This window comes from Arthrobacter agilis (genome assembly GCF_030816075.1).
In the GTDB taxonomy this organism is placed as follows: Bacteria; Actinomycetota; Actinomycetes; order Actinomycetales; family Micrococcaceae; genus Arthrobacter_D; species Arthrobacter_D agilis_E.
Genome location: NZ_JAUSXO010000001.1, coordinates 24214 through 43362, shown reverse-complemented (window position 1 = coordinate 43362; position 19149 = coordinate 24214). Strand labels below are relative to the sequence as shown.

Here is a 19149-nt window from a genome sequence, read left to right as displayed (position 1 = left end):
CCCGGGGCGTAGCGCAGAGGGCATCGAGGGCATAGGTTGGGCCTATCACGAGCACAAGGGGAGGCACAGTGTCGTCGTCAGCAAGCGGTCCCGAAAGACAATCGGACGGTCAGTCCGAGGGGCAGTCCGAGCGGCAGTCCGGCGGGCAGCCCGGCGGGCAGCCCGAGCGGCAGGACCCGGAAGCCACCGCCTCCAGCGGGAGCCCCACCACCCCGGGACAGGACTCCAGCGGCGGTCCGGAAGGACGCCCCTACCCCGGTCCTGCGGGCGCCGGCGACGCCGCGACCTCGTCCCGGCAGCCGGTCACCAAACCGTACACACCGGCTACGGACGCCGATCCGTATGCGTCCAAGCCTCCGGTGCAGAACCCGTACACCCAGCAGACCCCGGGCCAGGATCCGTACCAGCAACAGATGCCTACCCAGAGCCCCTACCCGCAGGACCAGAACCCTCAGGGCGGCTACGGCCAGAGCCCGTACGGGCAGGCGCCCGGCGCACAGTCCCCTCCGACCCAGGGCGGCTACCCGCAGGGTCCGTACAACCAGGGCGGTTACCCGCAGGGCGGCTACAACCAAGGCGGTTACCCGCAGGGTCAGTACGGCCGGCCGTACGCGCCCCAGAAGTCCCGCGTGGTCGCCGGAGTCCTCGGGATCCTGCTCGGGTCCCTCGGTATCCACAGGTTCTACCTCGGCTACACCACGATCGGTATCGTCCTGGTCCTCCTGTCCACCGTCGGAGTGTTCCTGACGTTCGGGCTCAGTGCCATCGCGGCCGGTATCTGGGGACTCATCGAGGGCATCCTGATCCTCGTCGGATCCGACCAGTTCAGGACGGACGCTCGCGGCGTGCCGCTGAAGGACTGACTCTCAAGGAGTGACGCTCGCGGCGTGACGGTCGCGCGGGCGGCCTGCCCGCCGGTCGCGACCGCGCTCCCAGCTGCGGCCCCGGCCGCCGTCATTGCCGCACTCCCGGTCGCACCCGCGGCCGCAGTCAAACCGCGGTTCCGGTCCCGGTCACGGCTACGTTTGCCGGTCGCAGCCGTGCTCACAACCGCGGCCCGTCACAGTCACGGCTTCGGCCGCCGGTCACGGCCGCAGTCACAACTGCGGTTCAGGTTCGTTCACAGCTACGGTTGCCGGTCGCAGCCGTGCTCACAACAGCGGCCCGGTCACAGTCCCGGCTTCGGCCGCCGGTCACGGCCCGGGTTCCAGCTCCGGTCCTAGCTACGGCCGCCGGTCGCGAGCGCGGCCCCGGCTACAGCCCCCGGTAGCAGCCGCGGCCGAACCGGCACCACGTGGAATGCCTACTGGAACTCCGGGCCGAGCACCACGGAGATGTACGGCGAGATCCCGGGGCTGTCGGCGAGGTCGGTGATGCCGAGGTCCGCCGCCACCGCCTCGGCGGCCGCCCGCTGCTCCTCCCCGTTGTAGAAGACCACGGAGGTGTCCAGCGGTGCGCCGGCCCAGTTCCCCGGCAGCGCCGACACCCAGCCCTCGGCGGCCAGACGCGCCGAGGCCACCGACGCCAGTCCGGGAGAACCGGTGCCGTTGAGGACGTTGACCGTCTGGGCGAGATCGAGGTCGGCCTCGTCAGCACCCGTCGTCGCGTCCGCATCCGGTTCGTCGGTCGCGTCGCCGTCATCCGCGGCGGTGGCTCCGGTCGAGGCCGACGGCTCGTCGGACGACGCATCGTCCTGGGTGGCCGACGCGCTGGGTGCGCTGCTGGGCAGCACGGCTGCAGCGCCGTCGCCCCCACCGGTGAAGCCCAGCCTGGGGAGGAGGAAGTAGGCGCCGAGGCCGATCAGGAGAGCGAGCACCCCCACCGTGATCTTGAGGCCCAGCCCACTCGAACGTGCCGGGATGAGCCGCTCCCGGTGGACGCCCTGGCGCGCGGAAGCCTCCGGGACCTTGTCGAACTCGTCCCGTGGGTGATCAGTCATGGATGAGGTTGTCCTTCGCTCGTGGACCGTGGCGGGCTGGATCAGATGTCCGCGCCGAGGCGTCGGGCGGAGCGTGCCTTCTGGCGGGTGGATCGCAGGCGCCTCAGCCGCTTCACGAGCATGGGGTCGTGGGCGAGGGCTGCCTCGGTGTCGATCAGGGCGTTGAGCACCTGGTAGTAGTGCGTGGCCGACATGTTGAACAGGTCGCGGATGGCCTGCTCCTTCGCACCGGAGTACTTCCACCACTCGCGCTCGAGGGCGAGCATGCGCTGTTCACGGTCCCCCAGGGCCGGCTTCGGATCCTGCCCGGAGGCCGGGTGTTCCGGGTGGCTCTGTGGCTCCACCATCGCGCCACCGCCTTCCGTCTGCCGGCACAACTGTCCTCCCATGGTAGAGCGGAATTACACGGGTGTCATTCCGGGAGCGGGGCCCTGATGGGGGCGCGAGAATGGGGCCATGACCCACGATGACGGCGCACTCTTCGATCTTCCCGACACGCCTCCCGCGAGCAGTACGACGAAGGCCCGCGGAGCCCGGAAGGGAGCCGGGACCACGGCTCCCTCACCCAACGCCTCGGCCTTCCCGTTCGCGGCACCGGCCGACGTCGGCGACCTCCTCCCCGCCGACTGGGCCGAGGCCCTGAAGCCTGTCGAACCGGTCCTCCACCAGCTCGCCGAGTCCCTCGGGTCCGATCTCGACAAGGGGCGGCAGGTACTGCCCGAGGCTCACCACATCCTCCGTGCCTTCACCACTCCGCTGGCCCGCGTGCGCGTCGTCATCGTGGGCCAGGACCCGTACCCGACGGCGGGCCACGCCGTCGGGCTGAGCTTCGCCGTCGACCCTGCGACCCGCCCCATCCCGCGAAGCCTGGTGAACATCTACCGTGAGCTGGCCTCCGACACCGGCTCCGCGCCGCCCGCGACGGGCGATCTGTCCGGCTGGGCGGAGCAGGGCGTCCTGCTCCTCAACCGGGTGCTCACGGTGCGCGCCGGCGAGACCGCCTCGCACCGCGGGATCGGGTGGGAACTGGTGACGGACGCGGCCATCGGCGCACTCGTGGCCAGGGGCGGCCCGCTCGTGGCCATCCTCTGGGGCAAGGACGCCCTGCGCCTCAAGCCGCTGCTCGGCGCGACGCCCACCGTCGAGTCCGTGCACCCGAGCCCGCTCTCCGCCTCCCGCGGATTCTTCGGCTCACGACCGTTCACCCGCGCGAACGAGCTCCTGGCGCAGCAGGGAGCCGACCCGATCGACTGGTCGCACACGGCGGCGGACACCTCCGGCGCCTGAATCGGCGCTGATCCGGCGCTGATCCGGTCCAACCGTCGGTGCCACCCGCTCGGGCCTACCGCCGCCGGTTCCGCTGGCGCTCGTTGGAGCTCAGCTTCCGCGTGAAGGGCCTGGCGAGGTTGTCCCCGAGAACGACCCCCGCGGCGACCGCCAGCACGATCGTCAGGGCGTTGAAGAGGCCGAACGCGCCGTCGCTCGCCACCTCGGAGTCGATGGTGAGCATGTACATGGAGCGGAAGATGGTCAGTCCCGGATACAGGAACAGGACTGCCGGGACCGCGACGACCAGCTGCGGAGCACCGAGCCGGAGTGCCACGACGCGCGACAGCGCACCGATCAGGATCGCGGCCAGGGCCGGCGCGAGCCGGTAGCCGACGCCCGCAGTCATCGCGCTGATCATCAGGAGGTATCCCGCGACGGCCACGAGGGACGTCGGGATCACGAGCTTCACGTCGGTCTGCTCAGCGACGCAGATCATGGCCACGGCCACGAAGGTGAGCACGGCGACCACCGGCCACGGATACCGGCTGCCCGAGGACTCGAGGACCTCCAGCTCGGGGATGCCGAGCGCTGCTCCGGCCACCAGGGCGACGGCGATGCCCGCCACGAGGGCGGCGAAGACGAGGACCGCGGAGAGGAACCGGCCCGCGGCGGTGACGGGGAATCCGTTGATGGCATCCTGGGTCGCCGAGACGAGCCGGCCCGTGGGCAGGAGCAGGAGGATGCCACCCACCACCACGAGGGCCGGCGAGATCGGCACGTGCAGCCACCAGAACAGCAGCGCGATGAGGGTGACGAGTGCGGAGGACGTCGCGACCGAGAAGAATTCCGGTACGCGCCATTCGCCCAGCTTGCGGCTGACCAGGTCCACGAGGATGCAGCTGGCGAACCCGATCAGTGACGCGAGCGGGCTCCCGCCGACGAACGCGACGATGGCTGCCGCGAAGATCCCGAACGCCCCCGTGACCATCCAGCGCGGGAAGGGCTTGGGCCGGTGGATGATCTCGTCGAGCCGCTGCGCGGCCTCGGTGCGCGAGACACCGCCGTCGGCGATGTCGGAGACCAGCCGGTGGATGGCCGTGAGGCCGGCGTAGTTGTTCGTCCAGGAGCGCACCACCCGCAGGACGGTCGTCGGCGTCTGGTCCCTCGCCGAATAGTTGATCACCACTGACTGGTTGGTGATGTCCACCTCGATGTGGTCGAGGCCGAAGGCCGCGGTGACCGCGATGATGCTGCTCTCGACCTCGAGGGCTCCCGCGCCGTACCGGAACATGGTCTCGGCGAGGTTGAGCGCGAAGTCCAGGGCCTTGCGTGCACTGGCGTCCGGGCCGCCGACGTGGATCATGGGGTTCGCATACGGGCTCCCGGCGAGCCGCTCCACGATGCTCATGGCCTGGGTGGGCGGGGCCTCGCCCTGGACGAGGCGCCGGAGCATGGTGCGGGCGGCCGCGTTGGGACGGGTCGACGACGGCACGCTACGGGGCGTGGTGGGCAGCGCGTCGGTCGGCCGCGCAACGGGTTGCCGCTGCCGGCCCTGGCGTGGGCCCTTCGGAGCGGCGGCCGGACGCCGCGGCGGCATGGGGGCCTTCGGAGGCTTTCCGCCGTCGCCCTTGCCCGCAGCGAGCCTGCTCTTCTCGTCGTCGCTCGGATCGAAGGGACGCCGGATGACGGGCAGGGCTTCGGCGACGGGCGACGGATTGGTGGTGGGCGAGTGGCCCTCCACCGGTTCCTCACGATGGCCGTCTGTCATGCGAGCACCTCTTGAATCGTCCCTCCGGTGGTTCGGGTGGCCTGGGAGGCCTAGTAGAAAGGCTGCCGGTGACGGCGCCAGTGGATCTGCCGGGCGACACGTTCGCCGATGGAGTGCCACACACGGTAGGTGCGGGGCCGGACGATGGCGTCGTAGCATCCTGCGAAGTCGGTCACCGTCTTGGTGAAGCTCGTCTTGAACATCCCGAGCCCGTACTGCGGGTGGTCCTTGTCCTTGAGCCGGCTGGCCGGAGGGGTGCCGCAGAAGTCGTACTCGCGGGCGCCGAGGCGTTTCATATCAAGGATCGCCTCCCACTGGACGAGGTGCGAATCCCCGTACTGGTTGCGTTTGGGCAGGGAGCCGCCGTCCTTGTAGGTGGCCTTCCGGCCGTAGAGGATGACGAACGCACCGACCGAGGGTTTCCCGTCCTCGAAGACGAAGTAGAAGCGCCCCATGCCGGCGTCGACGAACTCCTGCCAGAAGCCGCGGTAGTACTCGTACGGCCTCGGCACGGCGGAGAGGCGGCCCTGCTGGGCCTGGCCGATCAGCGCGTACATGGTTCTGTACGTCTCCTCCGTCGGCTCGACCCGCTGGGCCTGGACGCCGTCGCGCAGCGCACGGCGCACGGCGTTCCGTCCGCGTGAGGAGAGGTTCCGCAGCAGCTGGTTCTCGTCCGGGGTGAGGTCGAGGATGGCGGTGCTGTCATTGGCCTGGATGTTGAACGTCTTGACGAGACCGGCGCCGGTGAAGAGGGCACGCAGCTCGTCGGTATCCGGGAAGTCGGGTTCGATCTTCACCGCGAACACGCGGCCCGGACGGCGACGGGCGTAGGCGACGACGGCGTCGACGAACGGCGGGACGTCCTCGGGTACGGCGGTGTCGGGGGCCCTTGATCAGGTACCAGAGGGCACCGAGGGCGGGGATGCTGCGCTGGTAGGCGATGACATAGCTGGTGTAGGCGGCGGACTCGACGGCGAGGTGGACCGGCAGCCAGCCCTGGCGCTGCTTGACGCGGCTGAACGGACCCGACTGGAGGATGTTGCCTCCCAGCGGGTTCGCGGGGACGAGCTCGTCCCAGCGCGCCACCTCGTCCGCCGTGGCGGCACGTGCGGTGAACTCCGTCATTCTCAGTACCAGCTCTCGTGGTGGCGCATGCGGTGGATCTTCAGGGCGGCCCGTTCGCCGATCCGCAGCCAGGCGCGGTGCTGGAGGGGCCTGACGGGGAGGTCGAAGGTGCCCACGAAGTCGGTGATGGTGGAGTTGAACCCGGTCTTGAACATGCCGATGCCGTAGTGCTCGTGGTCCTTGTTCTTCGCCTCGCTCGACGGCGGCGCGCCACAGAGGTCGTACTCCGTGACCCCGCGGGTCTTGAGCCACTCGATCGCTGCCACCTCGAGCAGCGCGCTGGCTCCCCGGACGGTGCGCTTGCGTGTGCTGGCGGCGTCCTTGCGGCTGGCCTTCGCGCCGAGCACCATGATGAAGTCCGCGGACACCACGTCGCCGTCCACGTAGGCGAACAGGAAGGCCCCTGCCTGGGCACGGGCGTGGCGCTGCCAGAAGGCGGTGTAGTACTCCTCACTGCGGATCGAGAAGCTGCCCTCCGCCGTCTCGTCGAGCAGGCGGTAGAAGATGCGGCAGTTCTCGTCGTCGACCTCCACCACGCGCGTCTCGACGCCGGCCTTGCGGGCAGCACGGATGTTGTAGCGGGTCTTCGAGCCGAAGGACGCCTCGATGCTCTCGAGGTCGCCGGAGATGTCGAGGATCACCGTCGACACGTTGGGCTGGACGTTGACGGTGCGCATCAGGCCCGCGGCCTCGAGGGTCGCCGCCACGGCGGGATCGGCGGGGAGTTCCGGGTCCACCTTGATGCCGAACACGCCCCGGCGGGCGGCGAATGCCTTCAGCTCGGGCAGCAGCGCGACGAGGGCTGCGGCGTCGCGGACGCCCGGGCCCTTGGGGACGTACCAGTAGCGGCCGAGCGGGAGGACGGTCTTCTGCAGCACCGTGAGCGCGGTCCCGTCCATCATCAGGTAGACCGGGGTCCAGCCCGTAGCACGCTTCTGCTCGGCGAATTCCCGCCCCTGCATCACGTTCCCGCCGTCCGGATTATCCCTGATGATGCTGTTCCAACGGGCTATCTCGTCGGGCGTCGCGAAGCGGGTAGTCATGATGATCGAGTCTACGGTAGGGCCCGAATCCCCTCCAAAGCAGCAGCGCCAGCCCGCCGATCGTTGCCTGGGTGACCTATCGCTGGGGCGCCCGGCCCGGTTAGCATCGCGATATGGACTTCAGATACCTCGGCAACAGCGGATTCAAGATCTCGGAAATCACCTACGGCAACTGGCTGACCCACGGGTCACAGGTGGAGAACGACGTGGCGACACAGTGTGTGCGGGCAGCACTCGATGTCGGCATCACCACGTTCGACACGGCGGACGTGTACGCGAACACGGCGGCGGAGACGGTTCTCGGCGAGGCCCTGAAGGGTGAGCGGCGGCAGTCGCTCGAGATCTTCACGAAGGTCTGGGGTCCCACGGGCCCCAAGGGTCATAACGACGTCGGACTGTCCCGCAAGCACATCATGGAGTCGATCGACGGCTCCCTCCAGCGCCTGCAGACCGATTACGTGGACCTGTACCAGGCACACCGGTACGACTACGCGACGCCCCTCGAGGAGACGATGCAGGCGTTCGCGGACATCGTCCGCCAGGGCAAGGCCCTCTACATCGGGGTCAGCGAGTGGACCGCGCAGCAGATCCGCGACGGACACGCCCTCGCGAAGGATCTCGGCTTCCAGCTGATCTCCAACCAGCCGCAGTACTCCATGCTCTGGCGGGTCATCGACGGCGAGGTCGTCCCCACCTCCGAGGAACTGGGACTGTCGCAGATCGTCTGGTCGCCGGTGGCCCAGGGCGTGCTGACGGGCAAGTACAAGCCGGGCCAGCAGCCCGAGCAGGGTACCCGCGCCTCGGACGACAAGGGCGGCGCCGACATGATCAAGCGCTGGATGAGCGACGAGGTCCTCACCGGCGTGCAGAAGCTCGCACCCATCGCCGACGGTGTCGGCCTCACCATGGCGCAGCTCGCCATCGCCTGGGTGCTGCAGAACCCGAACGTCGCCTCCGCCATCATCGGCGCATCCCGCCCCGAGCAGGTCGAGTCGAACGCGGCCGCCGCGGGCGTGAAGCTCGAGGACGACGTCCTGAAGGCCATCGACGACGCGATCGGCGACCTCGCCGAGACCGATGTGGCGAAGACGGTCTCCCCCGCGACCAGGCCGGCCTGATGACGGAGGCAGCAGCGCTGCGGGTCGCCGTCACCGGCTCGAACGGCAAGCTGGGCCGCAGCGTGGTGCGCGGACTCCGTGAGGCCGGGCACCACGTCCTGGAACTGGACCAGCACGGCGAGCGCAGCCCCGACTTCCTGCGGATCGACCTGCGGGACTACGGACAGGTGGTCGACGCGCTCCTCGGCGTGGAGGACAGGCACAGCGGATTCGACGCCGTCGTGCACCTCGGGGCCATCCCGGCGCCGGGGCTGCAGGCCGACGTGGCCACCTTCCACAACAACATGACGGCCACCTACAACGTCTTCCAGGCGTGCCGCCGCGCGGGGATCAGGCGGATCGTCTACGCCTCGAGCGAGACCGTCCTCGGGCTGCCGTTCGACACCCCTCCGCCCTACATCCCCGTGGACGAGGAGTACCCGGCCCGCCCCGAGAGCACCTATTCGCTGGTCAAGCACCTCGAGGAGCAACTGGCCATCGAGCTGACGCGCTGGGACCCGCAGCTGAGCATCACGGCGCTGCGGTTCTCGAACGTCATGGATCCGGAGGACTATGCGGAGTTCCCGTCCTTCGACGCGGACGCCACCGCCCGCAAGTGGAACCTGTGGGGCTACATCGACGGACGCGACGGCGCGCAGGCCGTGGCGAAGGCCCTGGCGAACGCCGCCCCGGGGTTCGACCGCTTCATCATCGCCGCGGCCGACACCGTCATGACGCGCACGAGTGCGGACCTCGCGGCGGAGGTGTTCCCCGACGTCGACGTGAGGCGTGAGGTGAGCGGCACCGAGACCCTGCTCTCGATCGACAAGGCACGGCGCGTGCTGGGGTTCGACCCCCGCCACAGCTGGCGCGACCACGTCTAGCAGCCGCGCCCCCGGCCGGGCGGCGGCGTCGACTGTCGCCCGGCCGGGAACATCAGTAGGCTGATGATCGAAGGATGCGCAGCACCGACGAAAGGCAGAGAAGATGACCGAGAACCTTCCCGATGAGGAACTGACCATCGTGGGCGAGGAGCCCGAGACGCCGAACGACTCGCTCGCTCCCGAAGCCTTCGACCCCGTACTCGAGGGCCAGCCGGACGCGTACGAGGGTGCGGCGGAGGACAATCCGGAGCGCTGGCAGGAGGATCCCCTCCTGCAGGACGAGCCGGGCGCAGCCGAGACCGGTGACGACGAGAACGACTTCGACGAGAACGGTGTGTCCGCGATCGGCGAGGAAGGCTACCTCAGCGACCAGACCCTGCGCGACGAGACGGCCGAGGTGCGCTTCGAGCACGGGGACGAGCAGTACCCGACCACGGAGCCCATGCTCGGCGAGGCCGCAGCGGACGTCGACTTCGGCATGATGGAGGACGACGAGGTCGACGCGAGCGACGACCCCGCGAACCGCGGCGGATCGCCCCTGAGCGCGATGGACGAGCAGGACGTGAAGTAGTCCACCACCGCTCGTGGACCTGACGAAGCCCCGGGTACGCCCGGGGCTTCGTCATGTCCCCGGATGTCCACGCGGCGTCGCGTTCCGCGCCTGGTGCAGGGCACCGGGAGCGGCGGGCGTCCCCTCGACCGCGCAGTGCGCCGGGTGCTCGCTCTCCGGGACGGCCGGCTTCCGGATGGTCAGGGCCGCCAGGAGGCCGCCGCACACCAGCACCACGGCGCCGATCATGCAGGCCGCGGCGAACCCCGCCTCGAACACGGCCGGATCGCCGTAGGCGTCCCCGGTGAGCCCGACGGCGGCCGGCAGGACGGCGATGGCGACGAGGCCCGCCGCGCGGGCCACGGCGTTGTTCACCCCCGACGCCAGTCCTGCCTGGTGTTCGGGCACAGCGGACAGGGCCGCCGACGTGAGGGGCGCCACGAGCAGCGAGAGGCCCAGCCCCAGCACCACCACGGGCGGCAGTACGTCGAGGACGTAGGACGCCCCCGGCCCGATCCGCAGCATCAGGACCAGCGCCACGGCGCACAGCAGCGGGCCCACGGTCATGGGGATCCTCGGGCCGATGCGCGAGCCGAGCGCTCCCGCTCGGGGGGAGAGCACGAGCATCAGGGCCGTGATCGGCAGCATCGAGGTCCCGGCTCCCACCGGGCTGAATCCCGCCACGATCTGGAGGTGCAGGACGAGCAGGAAGAAGATGCCGCCGAAGACGGCGTAGATGAGGAAGGTAACGGCGTTCGCGGCGCTGAACTGACGGTTGGCGAAGATCCGCAGCGGGAGCATCGGATGCGCCGTGCGCCACTCCACGACCAAGAACACCGCGGCGGCGAGGAGACCGAGGACGGCGCTCGCCAGGACGGCCGGCTGATCGAAGCCCCTGGCCGGCGCTTCGATCAGCGCATACGTCGTGCCGGCGAGGGCCAGGGCGCCGAGCACCGCTCCGGCGACGTCGATCCGACCCGTGGCTGCGTCGTCGCGGCTCTCCGGTACGTGACGTGCCGCGATCCAGACGACAGCGGCGGCGAGGGGGACGTTGATGAGGAACACCCACCGCCAGGAGACGCTCTCCACGAGCCAGCCTCCGAGGAAGGGGCCGATCGCGGTGGCCACTCCACCGAGGCCGGACCAGGCACCGATCGCTCGGGCGCGATCCTCGCCGGAGAACCCCGCCTGGAGGATGGCGAGGCTCCCCGGCGTGAGCAACGCCCCGCCCACGCCCTGGAGGGCACGCGCCGCGATGAGCAGACCGGCGTCCGGGGCCAGTCCGCAGAGCAGGGATGCGACGGCGAACCAGATGACGCCGATCACGAAGACACGCCTCCGCCCGAACCTGTCCCCGAGGGAGCCGCCCAGCAGGATGAAGGAGGCGAGCGTCAGGGTGTACCCGGTCACCATCCACTGCAGGGCGGCGAAGTCGGCGCCGAGGTCGGCCCCGATCGTCGGCAGGGCGACATTCACGACTGTGGCATCGATCCCCGCGATGCCGGAGCCCAGCACCGTGGCCAGGAGGACCCACCTCCCGGCGGCTGTCCCCATCCGGATCTCGCTCATGACCCACCCATCCGTCCGCCCTGCCCCGCGCCCGTCAGGCCGCGGGATCACGCACAGTGTGGCACTGCCGTCGCCCCGCCGTCATCCCGCACCCGGCGTCGGGCCGTGGACCGGGGCCCGGTTCCGGGCCCCGGTCCGCACCGCGCGACCGATGGGACCGTGGCCCGGCAAGGAGGCGATGTCCGGAGCATGGCCGGGGTACGGCACCGCGCGTGACACCGGCCACACCCGGAATAGCCTCCCGCCCCACCCGGTTACCGACCAGTAGGAAACCAACCGGAAAGCAGGCCCCGTGAAGCTCTTCTCCCCCCTGACCCTCGGCACGCTCGAACTCCCCAACCGCGTCGTCATGGCACCGCTCACCCGGGTGCGCTCGGGCGAGGCGGGCATCCCGGGCGACATGGTCGTCGAGCACTACCGCCAGCGCGCCTCCCTCGGCCTGATCATCAGCGAGGGGACCTACCCGAGCCACGCCGGGCAGGGCTTCCCGGGCCAGCCGGGCCTGGTGGAGGACGAGCAGCTCGCGGGCTGGAAGCGCGTCACCGACGCGGTGCACGCGGACGGCGGACGCATCGTGGCGCAGGTCATGCATGCAGGCCGCGTCACCCACCCCGACACCAACGGCGGCTACGAGGTGGTCGCGCCGAGTGCCATCGCGATCGACGGCACCACGCGCACCGGCACCGGGAAGCAGGCGTATCCCGTACCGCACGCCCTCACGACCGACGAGCTCCCGGGGATCATCGAGGAGTTCGTCACGGCCTCCCGGAAGGCGATCGACGTGGCAGGCTTCGACGGCGTGGAACTCCACGGCGCCAACGGCTACCTGCTGCACGAGTTCCTCTCGCCGGAATCGAACCAGCGGTCGGACGCGTACGGTGGCACACCCGAGAAGCGGGCGCAGTTCGTCATCGACCTCGTCACCGCGGTCGTCGCGGAGGTGGGCGCCGAGAAGGTAGGGCTGCGCATCTCCCCCGCCCACAACATCCAGGACGCCCTCGAGACGGAGGCCTCCGAGGTCCACGCCACGTACGGCACGCTCGTCGACGCCCTGGCACCTCTGGGCCTCGCCTACCTCAGCGTGCTGCACGCCGAGCCGACGGGCGAGCTGATCCAGGACCTCCGCAGGCGTTTCCGCGGCCCCGTACTGATCAACAGCGGCTTCGGTGTGATCACCAACCGCGAGGAGGCCATCGCCATCCTCGAGGACGGCGTGGGGGATGCCGTCGTCGTCGGCCGTCCCGCCATCGCCAACCCGGACCTGGCGCGTCGCTGGCGCGAGAACCTCCCGGAGAACGAGCCGAACCCGGCGACGTTCTACTCCACCGGACCCGAGGGCTACACCGACTACCCGTTCTACGACGGCTCGGTCAACGCCAACTAGTCCCGGCCCAGCTGCACCAGCGACAAGGCGCTCCCGTCACCCGACGGGGGCGCCTTTCTGCATCCCGCCGGCCCGTACAGGGTCCCGACCCGGGTCTCGGTCGGTCAGCCAGGCCCTCAGGCGGGGGTACTGCGCGGCCGCCCAGGCGATCAGGAGTGCTGCCGCGAGATGTGTGTGGAGCATCAGCATGACTTCGGGCGAGTGCCCCTGAGCAGGCCCGGCGCCGACCGGGACCTCACCGCCGTGATGCACGCCACTGGACGGAATCGTCGACGACGTCCCCGTCCCGAGCCCACCGAGAAGCCAGTGGAGCACCTGCTGCGCGACGCCGAGCAGCAGCAGGACGGCCCAGCCGGGCAGCCGGGCCTGAGCCACGAGGGTCGCCGCCAGGACGGCGAGCGCCGCGAGCCCGCAGAGGATCGGGACGCTCGGGAGCGGCCCACCGGAGAGGGCATGGGCGCCCAGCCCGAGGCCGACGGACAGCAGTCCCACGCCGGCGGATCGCAGCATCACCAGGGTGCGGTCGGCGGGACGGGAGACCGGGTCCCCTACGGCGTTCATGCGTTGATCGTAAGCATGCTGAGAACTCCGCGTCACGCGGAAGGTTGCGGGTTATGCTCGCGGCGCTCTGTCCGTAGACTGACCATAAGGGGGCTTAGCTTCCCTGCAACCCGAAAGGACGAGCACATGTCAGAGAATCCCGGCACCAACGACAGCTCCCACGACAAGGCTTCAGCGGACAAGACCTCGGACGATTACCCGGAGACCGTCCGGGCACACCCCGAAGAACCGGCCGAGGGCGCGGACTCGGAGGAGAAGTACAGCGACGGCTCGCAGTAGCCACGCAGCGAACGCGGAAGCGCCGGCCCGATGGGCCGGCGCTTCCCGCGTTCGACCCGCTCCTGCCTCCGGCCCGGGGACCGGTGGCGAGGGACGGATGCGGGCGGGCGGCGCTGCGTCAGCGCGTACCCTCGACCACCTCGCCGAACGGCACCTCCTGCGACAGCTCAGCCTGCCGGTCCAGGGCGTGGCTGCTGACGAGGATGCCGTACTTGCCCTCGGCGACTGACTGCTTCATGACCATCAGCACGGTCTCGGCGAAGCCTTCGTCCTGCGCTTCGAGGAAGGTGATGTAGGCGGGCGGGAGGTTCTCGGGAACGGTGAGCATGACTTCACGCTACCCGTCGCCACCCACGCCTGCCGAGCGTTTTTCAACCCCGGTCGCTGCGGCCCCGCATCTTCTCGGCACCCCGTCCCGAGTGATAGACCATAAGTGTCCTTAGTGTTCCGGTGCGGACGCCTGTACCGGGATGACCACCACTGACATGACAGGGGATCTACGTGACGCACGTACTCAAAGACCACGCCCAGCTGTTCGAGCTGCCCGGCCCATGGACCACCATCTATGCGGAGGGAAGCACCGGCACGGTGGACGGCCTGTCGAACGATGAGATCCTCCCCCGCAGCATCGCCCAGGAGATGAAGGCCGCCGGCGCTCCCGCCGAGGACGTCGACGCCGCGGTGGCGGCGCTCGGCACGACCGCCAAGGGACTCCCCGATCCGGTGACGCGCTACCTCCTCGTGAACAACGGGCAGGCCGTCGTCAACGAGTTCCTCCCCGGCAACCTCGTCGGCCTCGCGGTGACGGCGACCGGACCGATCCCGGACCTCACACCCCTCGTCCGGCACACACCGGAGGACTTCGCGTACCTGGTCGCGGAGGTGGGGCACCACGGGGGCGAGGTGTACCTGCGGTACGCCGACGGCGACGAGGAGCACATCACGTCCGGCGATCCGGACTCCACGATCGAGGGCGACACCATGCACACCCGCAAGCTCGGGAGCGGCGGCTGGGGCCACCGGCGCATGCAGCAGCACGCCGAGAAGGTCTGGAAGATGAACTCCCGCGAGGTGGCGTCCGAGATCGACCGCATCTCGGCCGAGCACGACGCCCAGCTCATCATCGTGGCGGGCGACATCCGCGCGCGGCAGCTGGTCGCGGACGAGGTCTCGCAGGAGTCGCGGGCCAAGCTCAGCATCATCGAGAGCAATACGCGCGCCGACGGCGCTGACGAGACGACGTTCCTCGAGCAGGTGCAGCAGCTCGTGGCACTCACCATGGCCGACCGGCAGCGCAATCTGCTGGAACGCCTCGCCGAGAAGGAAGGCCAGGGGACGCGGACGTCGGCCATCGGTCGTGGCGCCGTGATCACCGCGCTGCAGCAGGCGCAGGTGGAATCGCTCCTCCTGGAGACCACCGCCTGGGACGGCGAGACCCTCCTGGCGCTCGACGCCGCACCGTGGATCGCGACGTCGGAGGCGGAGACCGCCGGCGCCGGCGTCCTGGGCGAGGTACCGGCCGTGGCCGGGCTGCTCCGGGCCGCCGCCCTCACCGACGCCCAGGTCACCATGTACCCGTCCGGGGCGCTCGAGGAGAAGCCCATCGCTGCGCTCCTGCGCTGGCCCACGGGTCCCGACGTACCGGCAGCGGTATAGCCGGTGGCGGAGGATACCGCCGCCGACTTCGTCGTCCGCCGCCTCGCCGCCTGGCGCGTCGAGCGGATCTTCGGCTACAGCGGTGACGGCATCAATCCCCTGCTCGGCGCACTGCGCCGGGCGGGGTCGCCGTCGTTCGTCCAGGCACGCCACGAGGAAGCCGCCGCCTTCATGGCGGTCGCCCACGCCAAGTACACCGGCGGAGTCGGCGTGGTGACGGCCACGCAGGGCCCGGGCGCCGTCCACCTCCTCAACGGCCTGTACGACGCGCGGATGGACAGCGTGCCGGTCGTCGCGCTCATCGGGCAGCAGAGCCAGACCGTGCTGGGTTCCGCCTACCAGCAGGAGATCGACCTCCTCAGCCTGTTCAAGGACGTGGCCTCCGCGTTCCGTCAGCAGGTGGCGGACCCCGAGCAGCTGCCCATGGTGCTCGACCGGGCATTCAAGACGGCCCTCGCCACCAGGTCGCCCGCGGTCGTCATCCTCCCGCACGACGTCCAGCAGGCACCTGCACCCGAGGTGCCGCACGAGCACGGCGTGGTGCCGTCGTCGCCGGTCTGGTCGCTCGGCTGCGTCTCCCCGCGGGAGACAGATCTGCTGGACGCCGCGAGCCTCCTGAACGACGGCGGGAAGATCGCGATCCTGGTGGGGCAGGGGGCGGCCTCTGCGCAGCAGGAGGTCCTCGCCGTCGCCGACCGCCTGGGTGCGGGGATCACGACGAGCCTGCTCGGCAAGCCCTTCGTCGACGAATCGCTGCCCCATGCCACCGGCACCATGGGACACCTGGGCACCACCGCGAGCGCCTACCTGATGGACAACTGCGACACCCTGCTCATCATCGGTTCCAACGACCCCTGGACCGAGTTCTACCCGGCACCGGGGCAGGCCCGTGCCGTGCAGATCGACATCGACCCGAAGGCCATCGGCAACCGGTACCCCGTGGAGGTGGCCCTGCACGGCGACGCGGCGGAGACTCTCGGAGCCCTGCTGGTCCTGCTGCACGGACACCAGGACCGGTCCTGGCGCAGGGAGGTCGAGGAGCAGGTACGGCAGTGGCACCGGGTCGCGACCGAGCGGGCCATGACGCCTGCCACGCCCGTGAATCCGGAGCGGGTGGTGCACGAGCTCAACGCCGTCCTGCCCGATGACGCGCAGGTCGCGGTCGACGTCGGCAGTTGCGTCTACTGGTACGCACGCCAGCTCCGGCTGCCGCGCGGCGTACCCGCCCACCTCTCCAGCACGCTCGGCTGCATGGGTGCCGGGGTGCCGTACGGCATCGCTGCGAAGCTGGCACATCCGGACCGCCCCGTCGTCGTGCTCGCCGGGGACGGAGCCATGCAGATGGCCGGTCTCGCCGAACTGGTCACGGTCTCCGGACTGTGGCGCGACTGGGCAGATCCACGGTTCGTCGTGTGCGTGTTCTCGAACGGCGACCTCGCCGAGGTGACGTGGGAACAGCGCGAGATGGAAGGGGAACCGCGGTTCGAGGCGAGCCAGTCGCTGCCGGCCGTCGACGTCGCGGCCTACGCCCGCCTCCTCGGCCTCGACGGCGTGAGGGTGGAGGATCCCGAGGATCTGGCGGACGCCTGGCGGCGGGCCTTCGCCGCGGACCGGCCCTTCGTCGTCGATGTCGTGACCGACCCCGACGTGCCGTTGCTGCCGCCCTTCCCGGCGGGCGCCGCGAAGCTCGGGTCCATGCGGGGCGCCATCGGGCAGGAGCCGGCGGGCAGTGCGGCGGGGCTCCTGCAGCGCTACGCGGAGATCGAGGAGGGCACCGGGTCCCGGTCGTCCTGACCGGCAGGGGCGGTGCCAGCTAGCGGCGCCGCCTCTGCGCGGCCTGGCGTCCGAGTTCCGCCACCGCGGCCGCGGCGATCACGAGCGACAGCGCGACGGCGGCCAGCATCACGTACAGGACCACGAGGGTGGTCATCGGCGACGAGGCGCTGTGGAGGATCCGCAGGCCGCCGAACAGCCCCACGGCCCAGAAGATCCCTACACCGATGAGCGCATACGCCGCACGCCCCTGGCCACGGTCGAAGCCCATGCTCCGCGCGCACTGCGCCAGGAGACCCTGCCATTGGTTCATAGGTCAACTATTACTGTGCCGCCGCACACCGCTGCGAGCCCTCCGCTATCGTGTCCCTCACATTGACAGCCCTCCGGAGCTCATGCAGCCGCCCGGGGCCGGTCCCTCACCGGCCCCGGCGCCCCGGCCCACGCCGGAGCCAGGGCAGAACCCGCCAGCCGCCCGTGACCCCGGTGGCCTCCCGATCGGCGCGGAACACGTTCCCGGATGCCTCGGGCATCGACCCGCCCTTCAGGGCGAGTGCCACGTATACGCGGGCCACGACCGGCTCGTAGACGGCGGGGGCCAGGGCCCGGGCGTAGACGAACAGCGACTGGACGCGCCCCACCTGCGTGAGCCGCCGGGGCCTGCGGGAGACACGGACGATCGCGCGTGCCACGCGGACCGGGTCCGCGACCGGTGGGAGCGGACGCACGGGCCGGCCCGTGTAGTTCGCGGCGTGCTGGTGGATGGGGGTGTCGATGGTGGCCGGCAGGACGGCGCAGACGTGGATGTCCGGCGCATCGCGCAACTCCATGCGCAGCACCTCGAGGAACCCGAGGAGCCCGAACTTGCTCGTCACATAGGGGCTCACGAGGGGTGAGGTGATCCTCGAGTAGACGGACGCCACCGACACCAGGACACCGCGGCCCTGGCGCCGGAACACCCGCAGGGCTGCACGCGCCCCGTACACCTGGCCCAGCAGATTCACCTCGACGAGCCGGTCGAACACCTCCGAGGGCGTCTGCTCGAACGTACCGAAGCTGTAGAGGGAGGCATTGCCCACCCATACGTCGATGCCGCCGAAATGCTCGACGGCGGTCTCGGCCAGACGGTCGACGTCGGCCTCCGAGGAGACATCGGTGGGCACGGCGACGACCCTCGCCCCCCGGTCGCGGCATTCGGCCGCGACGGCCTCCAGCGTCCCCGCATCCCGTCCGGCCAGGACGAGCCGGGCGCCGTCGTCGGCATACAGGCGAGCCGTCGCCCGCCCGATACCACTGGATGCTCCCGTGATGACCACTGTCGCCGACTCACCCATGCGCCTGCCTCCCGCTCGTCCATCCCGCACCCTCGCAGGTCCCCTTCCGAGTCTTGGGGGGCGTCACGGAATTGTCACGCACTTCCGGGATGGCCCCCGTGAGCCCCGCCCCGCCCCGACTCCTGCTCCTACCTTCGTGGCCGGGCGGGGTCGCCGCCAGCCACGTCGTCGCCAGCCGGACCGACGCGCCGGCCGACACACGGAAGGGAGCACCCCGCGAGGAGCACTCCCTTCCGTCGGACGTGGCTGCGGTCAGGTGCCGCGGCGCTGATCCTTGTCCGTGGTGACGTCGGGGTCCACCTCGTCCGCCGCCTGGACGTGGTGCGCCACCTTGCCCCGCAGCCCCTCGGCGTCGTTCTGGCGTTCCTGGGCCTGCTGCCGGAGCCGCTCGGCCTCGACCTCCGCCCGCTGCGCCTCCGCATCCGCCATGGAGGCCTTCGCCTCACGCTCGCGGGCCTCGAGCTCCGTCGCCTTGGCCTGCTCACGCATCTCCGCTGCGCGGTGCCTGTCCTCCTCCTGCTGCCGCTGCCGATGGGCGGTCCCGCGCTTGCGGGCCAGCATCGCAACGACGGCGATGATCGCCAGGAGCACGACGATCCCGACGATGATCCAAACCACTTGACCTGTATCCACTGCTGACTCCTTCACTCGTCGGCGCCGAGGCACCGAACCCGGTTAACCCCCGAAGCCACCGAGGCCGGGGATCTTACCCAGCAGGTCCTTGGGGTTGATGCCGAACTTCGCAAGCAGGTCCGCGTGCTGCTCCGGGTCCACCTGGTCCGGGAGTTCGGACTGCGCCTGATCGGCGTGGTCGTGCTTGCCCTGGCTCTTCAGCAGGTCGATGATCTGCGACTTGTCAATCTTCACAACTGTCTCCTCGTAGTCTCGAACGCCCATTACTAAGCGTGCTTACGAAAG

Annotated in this window: 20 protein-coding genes and 1 pseudogene; 9 read left to right on the top strand and 12 right to left on the bottom strand. The window is 70.3% G+C overall.

Translation table 11 applies throughout. The features are described 5' to 3' along the window. Positions 1 to 413: 413 nt before the first annotated feature. On the top strand, positions 414 to 863 hold the full coding sequence (locus QFZ50_RS00215; protein WP_307080703.1) for a TM2 domain-containing protein: 450 nt from the start codon (positions 414 to 416) through the stop codon (positions 861 to 863). A gap of 440 nt (positions 864 to 1303) precedes the next feature. Here QFZ50_RS00215 and QFZ50_RS00210 read toward each other — a convergent pair whose 3' ends face one another. Next, positions 1304 to 1939 (bottom strand): LytR C-terminal domain-containing protein, encoded by a 636-nt coding sequence (locus QFZ50_RS00210; protein WP_307080701.1) that lies wholly within the window; start codon positions 1937 to 1939, stop codon positions 1304 to 1306. Between the two features lie 41 nt (positions 1940 to 1980). After that, complete coding sequence (locus QFZ50_RS00205; RefSeq protein WP_307080699.1) at positions 1981 to 2286, bottom strand: DUF3263 domain-containing protein; 306 nt, start codon at positions 2284 to 2286, stop codon at positions 1981 to 1983. A gap of 109 nt (positions 2287 to 2395) precedes the next feature. Here QFZ50_RS00205 and QFZ50_RS00200 point away from each other — a divergent pair, with 109 nt between their 5' ends. Continuing rightward, positions 2396 to 3226, top strand: coding sequence for a uracil-DNA glycosylase (locus QFZ50_RS00200; RefSeq protein ID WP_307080696.1), 831 nt, complete (start codon positions 2396 to 2398; stop codon positions 3224 to 3226). A 55-nt stretch (positions 3227 to 3281) separates the two neighbouring features. Here QFZ50_RS00200 and QFZ50_RS00195 read toward each other — a convergent pair whose 3' ends face one another. From QFZ50_RS00195 to QFZ50_RS00185, 3 genes and pseudogenes are all read right to left on the bottom strand, one after another. After that, positions 3282 to 4805 carry a threonine/serine exporter family protein gene (locus tag QFZ50_RS00195; RefSeq protein ID WP_373462292.1) on the bottom strand — a complete coding sequence of 508 codons (1524 nt, stop codon included), beginning with the start codon at positions 4803 to 4805 and terminating at the stop codon, positions 3282 to 3284. Between the two features lie 221 nt (positions 4806 to 5026). Next, positions 5027 to 6101, bottom strand: a pseudogene (locus tag QFZ50_RS00190) (lipid II:glycine glycyltransferase FemX). A 2-nt stretch (positions 6102 to 6103) separates the two neighbouring features. Beyond that, positions 6104 to 7144 (bottom strand): lipid II:glycine glycyltransferase FemX, encoded by a 1041-nt coding sequence (locus tag QFZ50_RS00185; protein ID WP_307080690.1) that lies wholly within the window; start codon positions 7142 to 7144, stop codon positions 6104 to 6106. A gap of 113 nt (positions 7145 to 7257) precedes the next feature. On the opposite strand from QFZ50_RS00185, the gene QFZ50_RS00180 reads away from it, so the two are divergent. The 3 genes from QFZ50_RS00180 to QFZ50_RS00170 all read left to right on the top strand — a co-directional run bounded on the left by QFZ50_RS00180 (position 7258) and on the right by QFZ50_RS00170 (position 9696). Further along, positions 7258 to 8262 carry an aldo/keto reductase family protein gene (locus QFZ50_RS00180; RefSeq protein WP_307080688.1) on the top strand — a complete coding sequence of 335 codons (1005 nt, stop codon included), beginning with the start codon at positions 7258 to 7260 and terminating at the stop codon, positions 8260 to 8262. A gap of 17 nt (positions 8263 to 8279) precedes the next feature. Further along, entirely contained in the window at positions 8280 to 9125 is an 846-nt protein-coding gene (locus QFZ50_RS00175; protein WP_307086566.1) for an NAD-dependent epimerase/dehydratase family protein, read from the top strand. Positions 9126 to 9228: 103 nt separating this feature from the next. Further along, a complete protein-coding gene (locus tag QFZ50_RS00170; protein ID WP_307080686.1) occupies positions 9229 to 9696 on the top strand; it encodes a hypothetical protein in 468 nt (155 codons plus the stop codon). Between the two features lie 51 nt (positions 9697 to 9747). Here QFZ50_RS00170 and QFZ50_RS00165 read toward each other — a convergent pair whose 3' ends face one another. Then, entirely contained in the window at positions 9748 to 11244 is a 1497-nt protein-coding gene (locus tag QFZ50_RS00165) for a DHA2 family efflux MFS transporter permease subunit (RefSeq protein ID WP_307080685.1), read from the bottom strand. A 292-nt stretch (positions 11245 to 11536) separates the two neighbouring features. Here QFZ50_RS00165 and QFZ50_RS00160 point away from each other — a divergent pair, with 292 nt between their 5' ends. Next, positions 11537 to 12628, top strand: a complete 1092-nt coding sequence (locus QFZ50_RS00160; RefSeq protein ID WP_307080683.1) for an alkene reductase — start codon at positions 11537 to 11539, stop codon at positions 12626 to 12628. Positions 12629 to 12664: 36 nt separating this feature from the next. Here QFZ50_RS00160 and QFZ50_RS00155 read toward each other — a convergent pair whose 3' ends face one another. Then, positions 12665 to 13189 carry a hypothetical protein gene (locus QFZ50_RS00155; protein ID WP_307080682.1) on the bottom strand — a complete coding sequence of 175 codons (525 nt, stop codon included), beginning with the start codon at positions 13187 to 13189 and terminating at the stop codon, positions 12665 to 12667. Between the two features lie 126 nt (positions 13190 to 13315). Between QFZ50_RS00155 and QFZ50_RS00150 the strand changes: the two genes are divergently transcribed. Continuing rightward, positions 13316 to 13468, top strand: coding sequence for a hypothetical protein (locus QFZ50_RS00150; protein WP_307080680.1), 153 nt, complete (start codon positions 13316 to 13318; stop codon positions 13466 to 13468). Between the two features lie 118 nt (positions 13469 to 13586). Here the strand turns inward: QFZ50_RS00150 and QFZ50_RS00145 are convergent, their stop codons facing one another. Then, positions 13587 to 13796, bottom strand: coding sequence for a hypothetical protein (locus tag QFZ50_RS00145; RefSeq protein WP_307080678.1), 210 nt, complete (start codon positions 13794 to 13796; stop codon positions 13587 to 13589). Positions 13797 to 13969: 173 nt separating this feature from the next. Between QFZ50_RS00145 and QFZ50_RS00140 the strand changes: the two genes are divergently transcribed. Both QFZ50_RS00140 and QFZ50_RS00135 read left to right on the top strand, forming a co-directional pair. After that, a complete protein-coding gene (locus tag QFZ50_RS00140) occupies positions 13970 to 15124 on the top strand; it encodes a baeRF2 domain-containing protein (RefSeq protein ID WP_307080676.1) in 1155 nt (384 codons plus the stop codon). A gap of 3 nt (positions 15125 to 15127) precedes the next feature. After that, on the top strand, positions 15128 to 16918 hold the full coding sequence (locus QFZ50_RS00135; RefSeq protein ID WP_307080674.1) for a thiamine pyrophosphate-requiring protein: 1791 nt from the start codon (positions 15128 to 15130) through the stop codon (positions 16916 to 16918). A gap of 19 nt (positions 16919 to 16937) precedes the next feature. On the opposite strand, the gene QFZ50_RS00130 is transcribed toward QFZ50_RS00135, so the two are convergent. The 4 genes from QFZ50_RS00130 to QFZ50_RS00115 form a co-directional block, all read right to left on the bottom strand. Next, positions 16938 to 17210 carry a hypothetical protein gene (locus QFZ50_RS00130; protein ID WP_307080672.1) on the bottom strand — a complete coding sequence of 91 codons (273 nt, stop codon included), beginning with the start codon at positions 17208 to 17210 and terminating at the stop codon, positions 16938 to 16940. 106 nt (positions 17211 to 17316) lie between these two features. Then, positions 17317 to 18231: an SDR family NAD(P)-dependent oxidoreductase gene (locus QFZ50_RS00125; RefSeq protein ID WP_307080671.1), complete on the bottom strand. Its 915-nt coding sequence runs from the start codon at positions 18229 to 18231 to the stop codon at positions 17317 to 17319. A gap of 252 nt (positions 18232 to 18483) precedes the next feature. Beyond that, positions 18484 to 18864 (bottom strand): hypothetical protein, encoded by a 381-nt coding sequence (locus QFZ50_RS00120; RefSeq protein ID WP_307080669.1) that lies wholly within the window; start codon positions 18862 to 18864, stop codon positions 18484 to 18486. 42 nt (positions 18865 to 18906) lie between these two features. Beyond that, a complete protein-coding gene (locus QFZ50_RS00115; RefSeq protein ID WP_307080667.1) occupies positions 18907 to 19098 on the bottom strand; it encodes a hypothetical protein in 192 nt (63 codons plus the stop codon). Positions 19099 to 19149: the final 51 nt, after the last annotated feature.

Coding starts and splice junctions, on each gene's coding strand:
- QFZ50_RS00195 (WP_373462292.1), bottom strand. CDS start 4,805: ATGCCGCCGCGGCGTCCGGCCGCCGCTCCGAAGGGCCCACGCCAGGGC.
- QFZ50_RS00150 (WP_307080680.1), top strand. CDS start 13,316: ATGTCAGAGAATCCCGGCACCAACGACAGCTCCCACGACAAGGCTTCA.
- QFZ50_RS00155 (WP_307080682.1), bottom strand. CDS start 13,189: ATGAACGCCGTAGGGGACCCGGTCTCCCGTCCCGCCGACCGCACCCTG.
- QFZ50_RS00210 (WP_307080701.1), bottom strand. CDS start 1,939: ATGACTGATCACCCACGGGACGAGTTCGACAAGGTCCCGGAGGCTTCC.
- QFZ50_RS00200 (WP_307080696.1), top strand. CDS start 2,396: ATGACCCACGATGACGGCGCACTCTTCGATCTTCCCGACACGCCTCCC.
- QFZ50_RS00165 (WP_307080685.1), bottom strand. CDS start 11,244: ATGAGCGAGATCCGGATGGGGACAGCCGCCGGGAGGTGGGTCCTCCTG.
- QFZ50_RS00180 (WP_307080688.1), top strand. CDS start 7,258: ATGGACTTCAGATACCTCGGCAACAGCGGATTCAAGATCTCGGAAATC.
- QFZ50_RS00130 (WP_307080672.1), bottom strand. CDS start 17,210: ATGAACCAATGGCAGGGTCTCCTGGCGCAGTGCGCGCGGAGCATGGGC.
- QFZ50_RS00170 (WP_307080686.1), top strand. CDS start 9,229: ATGACCGAGAACCTTCCCGATGAGGAACTGACCATCGTGGGCGAGGAG.
- QFZ50_RS00125 (WP_307080671.1), bottom strand. CDS start 18,231: ATGGGTGAGTCGGCGACAGTGGTCATCACGGGAGCATCCAGTGGTATC.
- QFZ50_RS00205 (WP_307080699.1), bottom strand. CDS start 2,286: ATGGTGGAGCCACAGAGCCACCCGGAACACCCGGCCTCCGGGCAGGAT.
- QFZ50_RS00215 (WP_307080703.1), top strand. CDS start 414: ATGCCTACCCAGAGCCCCTACCCGCAGGACCAGAACCCTCAGGGCGGC.
- QFZ50_RS00145 (WP_307080678.1), bottom strand. CDS start 13,796: ATGCTCACCGTTCCCGAGAACCTCCCGCCCGCCTACATCACCTTCCTC.
- QFZ50_RS00185 (WP_307080690.1), bottom strand. CDS start 7,144: ATGACTACCCGCTTCGCGACGCCCGACGAGATAGCCCGTTGGAACAGC.